We start from the raw sequence: 7,333 nt of genomic DNA, 5'->3' as shown, positions 1-7,333 counted from the left end.
GCCCCCACGACCACCACCCCCGGAACCGACCCGTCGCGCGGACCGCCCGCCGACGTCCCTGCAAGGAGCCTCGACCATGCCGTTCGGTAGGACCGTCCGACCCCTGATCGCCCTCGGTGCCCTCGGCACCGTCACCGCCCTCGCGCTCACCGGCTGCGCCGCGAGCACCCCCGCCGACGACGCCACCGGCGGCACCGGGAAGGTCTCGCGCGTCACCATCACCCTGACGAACGACGGTTCCGACGCCTGCGCCGTGTCGACCACGAAGGTCCCCGCGGGCCCCGTCACGTTCCGCGTCGAGAACCAGAGCTCGACCGCGATCACCGAGGTCGAGCTGCTGCAGGACCAGCGGATCCTCGGCGAGAAGGAGAACCTCGCGCCCGGTCTGGCCCCGGTGACCTTCACCGCGACGCTCACGGGTGGGAAGTACCAGGTGTACTGCCCCGGGGCGACCGAGGAGCTCACCGACTTCACCGTCACCGGCAAGGCCGCCGCGACCGCGGGGAGCAGTGCCGCGGCCCTGCTCGCCGACGGTGCGAAGGGCTACGCGACGTACGTCGACGGCCAGGTCACCGACATGGTGACCGCCGTCCAGCAGCTCCAGGCCGACGTCGACAAGGGCGACCTCGAGGCGGCGAAGCGGGACTACGCGGCTGCCCGGCCGTTCTACGAGCACGTCGAGAGCGACGTCGACGGCTTCGTGAAGAAGGGGCACAGCGCGACGGACAACGCCGGCAACCTCGACTACCTCGTGGACATGCGTGCGTCGAACCTCGATGACGCCGTGGGCTGGAGCGGCTTCCACGCCGTCGAGAAGGACCTGTTCCAGGCCGGTGCGATCACCGCGTCGACGAAGCAGACCGCGGCGGACCTGACCGAGAACGTGCAGCTCCTCGCGAAGCTCGTGCCGACGCTGCAGTACAAGCCCGAGGACCTGGCGAACGGCGCGGCCGGGCTCCTCGAGGAGGTCCAGTCGAACAAGGTCACCGGCGAGGAGGAGGCGTACAGCCACATCGACCTCGTCGACCTCGCCGCGAACGTCGAGGGCGCCCGGCAGGCCTTCGCGTACCTCAAGCCCGGCCTGACGAAGGTCGACCCGGCGCTCACGAAGCAGATCGCTGCGCAGTTCGACGCGACGAACACGATGATGGACGGCTTCCGCGACGGCAACGCCCTCGGCGGCTTCACGACGTGGGACGACGCCGCGAAGGCGAAGGACGCCAACCGCATCTCGCAGCAGGTGCAGGCGCTCCAGGACCCGCTCTCCCGCCTGGCCGAGAAGGTCGCGACCGCGTGACCGCACCGCACGTCTCCCGCCGAGGGCTCTTCGGTGCCGGCCTCGCCGCCGCGGGTGCCGGGGTCGGGGCGGCCGCCGGGATCGCCGGTTCCGCGGCCGCGACCGGGGTGGACCCGTTCCGTGCCGCGGGGAACGCCGACGAGTCGATCGACCTGTCGCAGCAGGTGCCGTTCTACGCGACCGCCGCGCGGCAGCCGCAGGGCGGCATCCGGACGACCCCGCAGCGGCACTGCGTCTTCATGGTGTTCGACCTGACCGCGTCGACCGCGACCGAGCTGCAGGTCCTGCTCGCCCGGTGGTCCGCGGCGATCGCGCAGCTGCAGGCCGGTCGGACGATCGGCAGCGTCGAGCCCGCGCACGGGAACGGCGTCGGCGCGGACACGGGCGAGGCGCTCGACCTCGGGCCCGCGTCGCTCACGGTCACGGTGGGGCTCGGTCCCGGCGTGTTCGACGAGCGCTTCGGCCTCGCGTCCAAGCGGCCGGCGCACCTCGCGGCGATCCCGACCCTGCCGAGCGACGCGCTCGAGGACGGCCTGACCGGCGGCGACCTGTCCCTGCAGGCCTGCGCCGACGACCCGCAGGTGGCGTACCACGCGGTGCGCGACCTGGCGCGGATGGCCCGCGGCACCGCGACCGTGCGGTGGACGGTCATCGGCTTCGGCCGCGCCTCGGCCGGGCCCACGCAGTCGACCCCGCGCAACCTGATGGGCTTCAAGGACGGCACCCGCAACGTCACCACCGACGAGGAGTACGACCGCTTCGTGTGGCTCGACGACGACGCCGGGTGGATGGCGGGCGGGAGCTACCAGGTCGTGCGGAAGATCCGGATGAACCTGGAGACGTGGGACGCCGACGTGGTGAGCGACCAGCAGCGCGTGTTCGGCCGGACCAAGGTCGAGGGGGCGCCGCTGTCCGGCGGGAGCGAGCACACGACGCCGGACTTCCACGCCGCCGCACACGGCGCCGGGTCGGACGGCGGGACCGCGATCGACCCGCGGTCCCACGTCGCGCTCGCTGCGCACGAGAACAACGGCGGCGTGAAGATCCTCCGCCGCGGCTACAACTACACGGACGGACTGAACCAGTACGGCCAGCTCGACGCCGGGCTGCTGTTCGCGGCCTACGTGAACGACCCCGAGCACTTCACGCGGCTGCAGCGGAAGCTCGGCGCGTCCGACCGGTTGAACGAGTACGTGTCGCACATCGGCTCCGGGGTGTTCGCCGTCCCGCCGGCACCGCGGAAGGGGTCGTACGTGGGGGAGCAGCTGTTCCGCTGACGCTGGCCGCGGCGCTCCCCGCCCCCGACGTATCCTGACTCCCTGGTCCCCGCCACGGGGGACGACCCGCGCCCCCGGACCACCCGGGTCGGTGGCGGCCGGAAGGGGACACCATGAGCATGGAAGGCGCGGCCTGGAGCTCGCTCTACAAGATCTCCACCGCGAGGGACGGGAAGCACGGCTTCTCGCGGGAGTCCGTCCGGCGCATCATGACGTTCGCGGTGCCGTACCGGGCGAAGCTCGTGGTGTTCATCGCCCTGTCCGTCGTCGGGGCGTTCCTCGCGGTCGCGACGCCCGTGCTCGCCGGTCAGGTGGTCGACGTCATCGCCGCTCGTGGGGCGGTCGGCACGATCGTCTGGCTCGCGGTCGTGATCGCCCTGGTCGCGGTGGCCGACGCCGCCGCATCGCTCCTCACCCGCTGGTACTCGGCGCGGATCGGTGAGGGCGTCATCCTGGACCTCCGCACCGCCGTGTTCGACCACGTGCAGAAGATGCCGATCGCGTTCTTCACCCGAACGCGGACCGGTGCCCTCGTCAGCCGGCTCAACAACGACGTGATCGGCGCGCAGCAGGCGTTCAGCGGCACCCTGTCCGGCGTCGTGACGAACCTCGTGGCGCTGGTCCTCACCCTGGGCGTCATGCTCAGCACGTCGTGGCTCGTGACCGTGCTCGCCGTGGTGATGCTGCCGGTGTTCCTGGTGCCGGCCCGTCGGATGGGCAGCCGGCTCGCCGCGCTCCGACGGGAGGCCGCCGACCACAACTCCGCGATGAGCACGCAGATGACCGAGCGGTTCTCGGCGCCCGGCGCCACCCTCGTGAAGCTGTTCGGCCGTCCGGACGACGAGTCCGCGGAGTTCCGGGTCCGGGCCGCCCGCGTCCGCGACATCGGGGTCCGCACCGCGATGCTGCAGTTCGTCTTCGTCACCGCGCTCATGCTCGTCTCCGCGCTCGCGCTGGCGCTCGTGTACGGGCTCGGCGGGGCCCTCGCGCTCGGTGGGCAGCTGAACACCGGCGACGTGGTCACCCTCGCGCTCCTGCTCACCCGCCTGTACGCGCCGCTGACCAGCCTGGCGAACGCGCGCGTCGAGATCATGAGCGCGGTGGTGAGCTTCGAGCGCGTCTTCGAGGTGCTCGACCTCGAACCGCTCATCCAGGAGCGACCCGACGCCGTCGTGGTGCCGGACGGCCCGGTGTCGGTGGAGTTCGACGACGTCCGGTTCGCCTACCCGTCCGCCGACAAGGTGTCCCTCGCCTCGCTCGAGGAGGTCTCCACACTCGACACCCGGGGCGGCGACGAGGTCCTGCACGGGGTGTCGTTCCGCATCGAGCCGGGGCAGACCGTCGCACTCGTCGGGTCGTCCGGCGCCGGCAAGTCCACGATCGCCCAGCTGCTCGCGCGCCTGTACGACGTCGACAGCGGTGCGGTGCGTCTCGCCGGGACCGACGTCCGTGACGTCACCTTCGCCTCGATGCGGCACACGATGGGCATGGTGACCCAGGACGGACACCTGTTCCACGAGACCATCGGCTCGAACCTCCGGCTCGCCCGGCCCGAGGCGACCGACGACGAGGTGTGGGACGCCGTGCGCCGTGCGCGGCTCGAGACGCTCGTCCGGTCGCTGCCCGATCAGCTCGACACCATGGTCGGGGAGCGGGGCTACCGGCTGTCCGGCGGTGAGCGGCAGCGGATGACGATCGCCCGGCTCCTGCTGGCGCAGCCGCGGGTCGTCATCCTCGACGAGGCCACCGCCGCGCTCGACTCGACGTCCGAGGCCGCGGTGCAGGCGGCCCTGAGCGAGGCGCTCGACGGGCGGACGGCGATGGTGATCGCGCACCGGCTGTCGACGATCCGCAGTGCGGACCAGATCCTCGTGGTCGAGGACGGCTCGATCGTGGAACGGGGCACACACGAGGAACTCCTGGCACGTCGCGGCCGGTACGAGGAGCTGCACCGGACGCAGTTCGCGGTGCAGGCGCCGGACGTGGTCGCTGCGGGCACTGCCGGGGTGCCGGTCGACGCGGGGACGCCGACCACGCACTAGGCGCCGGGACCCGCCGCCGGGTGGGGTGAGTGGGTGCCCTCCGTCGTTTCCCTGGAGACGGAGGGCACCCGCGTCACGGAGTCCGACGAACGGAACCACCGTCCGGCCCTGGGAGGCGACCCGGCGCGACGCGTCGCGGTGCGACACGCCGAGCGTACCCCCGTCGTGGAACCGTCAGCAGTCCCGGTGCGATCCGCGGACGATCGGTGGGACGAGCCCGTCGTCCGACGGCCCCCCACACGGCGGACGGGCCGCCCCACCTGGGTGGGACGGCCCGTCCGCGATCGAGCCGGGAGGCGCGGTGTCAGTCCGCCTCGACGGTCGCCTCGTGCTGCAGGCGGCGACGACGCACCAGGACCATGGCGGTCGCCCCGGTCAGGAGCAGCAGGCCCGCGGCCACGCCGGCCGGCACCAGTTCGGCACCGGTCCACGCGAGGGACCCGGAACCGGTCCGTGGCACGGTGCCGCCGGCGGTGCCGGTGGTCCCGCCGCCGACGGTCCCGCCGGCGGTGCCGCCGCCGACCGTGCCGCCGGTGCCCGGGGCGGTCGTGCCGCCGCCACCCGGCGTGCCCGGGTCGACGACGGCCGCGACGGGGACGGTCACGGCGAGCGTGATCGTCTGGCCGTTCGGCAGGGTGACGACCAGCGGCTGGTCCGTCGTGGCGGTGGGAGCCACCGCTGCCCGGCTGACCGCACGCGCGGCGAGCGGCTGCTCGGTGCCCGGCTGGGCGGTCGCCCCGGGGACGGTGAACGTCAGGGTCGCGCGGCCCTGCTCGTCCGTGGTGTCGACCACCGTGGTGTCGATCGGGGCAGACGCGAGTGTCGTTCCTCCGGCGCCCACCGAGACGGTGCCGCCCTGGTCGGCCGCGCTGCTGAAGGTCAGCGACGACAGGTCGATCCGCACCGGGTCGCCAGGGCGCAGTCCACCCTCGGGGACCCCGGAGACCCGGACGCCGACGGCGCGCTGGTCCTGTCGGACCGCGACCTTCGGGTTCGCAGTGAAGTACTCGACCTGTGCCTCGAGGTCGACCTTGCCGCTGTCCTGCTTCACGGCGGCCTCCTTGAACGCGCCGAAGTTGTCCCCGCCGGTCGCGAGGAACGAGTTGACGGTCACCTTGTAGGTCGTCCCGGCGACGATCGGTGTGCCGTTCAGCGTCATCGAGGTGATGCGCGACCCGGCGGCCGCGAGCGGGTCGTACGTGTAGGAGAAGCCCTCGGAGGTGCCGAGCTTGAGGAACGGGCGGCTCGAGGTCGACGGCTGCCACTGCTGCTCGAGCGCACGGCGGATCTGGTCGCCCGTCAGATCGAGCACGACGAGCGTGTTCGCGAAGGACTGGACCGCGGCGGCCTGCTTGTAGGTGACGGCACCGGCGGTCATGTCCGCGCGCAGGCCACCGGGGTTCATGAACGCGATCTGCGAGCCCTGGCGCTGGGTCTGGGAACGCTGCACCTCGGCGACGAAGTTGCCGAGCGTCGACTCGCCGCCGCGGTTCTCGGAGCCGTTGGTCTGCACGGCGCGCTTCATGTCGCGGTCCACCGAGCCGAGGACCACGGCACCCAGCCGATCGGCCTCCTTCACCGCGGTGTCGACGGTGGCCGCCACGCTCGCGTCCGGGGCGAAGGTCCCCGCGTCGACGAGACGGATGTTCTCGGCCTTGGTCGGTCGGACGCTCCCGTCGGCAGCGACGGTGAGCTGCACGTGGCCGAGGTTGAAGCCGTACGAACCGGTCTGGATCACCGGACGCGTGCTGCCGTCGGCGAGTGTCACCTGGTGCACGTAGGTCTGGTGCGTGTGCGCCGACAGGATCGCCGAGACGTCCGGCGTCACTCCCCGGACGGCGCGGGCGAAGTCCGAACCGCCGGACAGGTCTGCGACGTTCGGCGACTCGGCCCCGTCGTGCACGAGGAGGACCAGGACGTCGGCCTCGTCGTTCGACTCGTCGCCGTCGGTGAGCTGCGCGGCGACCTTGTTCACCTCGGTGGTGATGTCGCCCATGCGCAAGCCTGCGATGCCGGCCGGGCTGACGAGGCCCTGCCCGACGAGGTCGACGGTCGCGCCGATGAACCCGACCCGCTTGCCGCTGATCTCCTGGATCGCGTAGGGGTCGAACGCCGGCTTCCCGGTCGCCGCGTCGAGGATGTTCGCCGAGACGTAGTCCCACTTCGCGTTGCGGGCGCCGTCCGGGCCGATGACCCGGTCGCGCAGGTCGGTCTGACCGCGGTCGAGCTCGTGGTTGCCGATCGCGCTGACGGACAGGTCCATCTGGTTGAGGACGTCGATCGTCGGCTGGTCCTGCTGGATGAAGGACTCGAACGTCGAACCACCGATGTTGTCGCCGGAGCTGACGAACGCCGACCGCGACGGGTCGGCGCCGCGGAACCGGTCCAGTGCGCCGGCGAGGACGGCCGCGCCGGCTGCGTCGCCGTCCCGCGGCGTCGGCTTGCCGGACGTCACCGAGATGGACTGGGCGATCCGACCGTGGAAGTCGTTCACGTTGTAGAGGTCGATCGTCACGTCACCGTCGGCGGCGAGGGCGGCGGACGGGGCTGACAGGGCTACGAGGACACCGGCGGTCGCGAGGGTCGCGGTACCGACCAGGCGCCGACGGCGTGGGGAGGTGTGGGTGTTCATCGGCGACGAACCTACGAAATCCCTCAGCAACACGCCAGGGGGTGCCGCAACACGTCACGCGGAGTTCACACGGCACCGCCCTGGC

Annotated in this window: 4 protein-coding genes; 3 read left to right on the top strand and 1 reads right to left on the bottom strand. The window is 72.2% G+C overall.

What is annotated here, in order from left to right; translation table 11 throughout:
* The first annotated feature begins 76 nt into the window (after nucleotides 1–76).
* The 3 genes from efeO (at nucleotide 77) to BEP24_RS05915 (ending at nucleotide 4,616) form a co-directional block, all read left to right on the top strand.
* A complete protein-coding gene (gene efeO, locus BEP24_RS05925) occupies nucleotides 77–1,297 on the top strand; it encodes an iron uptake system protein EfeO (protein WP_065961327.1) in 1,221 nt (406 codons plus the stop codon).
* The gene (locus tag BEP24_RS05920) at nucleotides 1,294–2,574 is read left to right on the top strand and encodes a Dyp-type peroxidase (protein ID WP_065961323.1); all 1,281 of its coding nucleotides are present in this window, start codon (nucleotides 1,294–1,296) and stop codon (nucleotides 2,572–2,574) included. The genes efeO and BEP24_RS05920 overlap by 4 nt, the downstream gene beginning before the upstream one ends.
* Nucleotides 2,575–2,687: 113 nt before the next feature.
* Nucleotides 2,688–4,616, top strand: coding sequence for an ABC transporter ATP-binding protein (locus BEP24_RS05915; RefSeq protein WP_253181591.1), 1,929 nt, complete (start codon nucleotides 2,688–2,690; stop codon nucleotides 4,614–4,616).
* A 304-nt stretch (nucleotides 4,617–4,920) separates the two neighbouring features.
* Here the strand turns inward: BEP24_RS05915 and BEP24_RS05910 are convergent, their stop codons facing one another.
* On the bottom strand, nucleotides 4,921–7,248 hold the full coding sequence (locus BEP24_RS05910; RefSeq protein ID WP_065961321.1) for a bifunctional UDP-sugar hydrolase/5'-nucleotidase: 2,328 nt from the start codon (nucleotides 7,246–7,248) through the stop codon (nucleotides 4,921–4,923).
* Between the last annotated feature and the right edge of the window lie 85 nt (nucleotides 7,249–7,333).

Origin of the sequence: Curtobacterium sp. UCD-KPL2560 (genome assembly GCF_001705035.1) — a bacterium.
Lineage (GTDB): Bacteria > Actinomycetota > Actinomycetes > Actinomycetales > Microbacteriaceae > Curtobacterium.
This window is presented reverse-complemented; position numbering and strand designations above follow the sequence as displayed.

What these genes read in the sequence shown, in the direction of transcription:
- BEP24_RS05915 (WP_253181591.1), top strand. Translation starts at nt 2,688, where the DNA reads ATGAGCATGGAAGGCGCGGCCTGGAGCTCGCTCTACAAGATCTCCACC.
- BEP24_RS05910 (WP_065961321.1), bottom strand. Translation starts at nt 7,248, where the DNA reads ATGAACACCCACACCTCCCCACGCCGTCGGCGCCTGGTCGGTACCGCG.
- efeO (WP_065961327.1), top strand. Translation starts at nt 77, where the DNA reads ATGCCGTTCGGTAGGACCGTCCGACCCCTGATCGCCCTCGGTGCCCTC.